The 538-nt window shown below is 45.4% G+C and carries 1 pseudogene; it reads right to left on the minus strand.

Annotated elements, in window-relative coordinates:
- A pseudogene (locus R7Q46_RS29780) lies at positions 1-538 on the minus strand (MoxR-like ATPase); the annotation flags it as partial.

The following is a 538-nucleotide window of genomic DNA, read 5'->3' on the forward strand; positions in this document are numbered from 1 at the left end:
CATTCGCAGTTTCCGCAACAGCTATATAGCCCTCATCTGAATCTTCGATAAAGCGTGCTGCCAAATCATCAAAACAGCTGGCTGTTGAAAGATCGTAATCAGCCGGAATTTGGTGTGAGTTGTTGTCTAACAGTTGACCAAAAGAAATCACTTTTTGGTTGCCTGCCGCATTTTCTATCACACATTGATGCTCTGGTGTGCGCAAGATATCAAGGAAGAACGCCGCGGATTTTTTCGCCCCATTCGCGTAATCACAGAACCATGAGTTATCGGCTTTGCCTTCGCTACAGTATTGAGGGTTTGAAGCAATGCGCAATAAGAAATCACCCGGCTTATCCGTTGACGAAGTGTAACCAAGATTGGTGTACAGGTTATCGATTCGCTCAAGATCTTCCATCTTGTCACGGATAGCGCTCATTTCCATGTAACGGCGCACTAAGTAACCAGGATAATCGGACGAGAATAATCCCGTCGTCCCATATAACTCCAAGTTGCGTCGATCATAGCTATCGAGATAGTTCTGCCACTCGTAAGAAAC

The sequence above is a fragment of the Vibrio sp. 811 genome, from assembly GCF_033339195.1.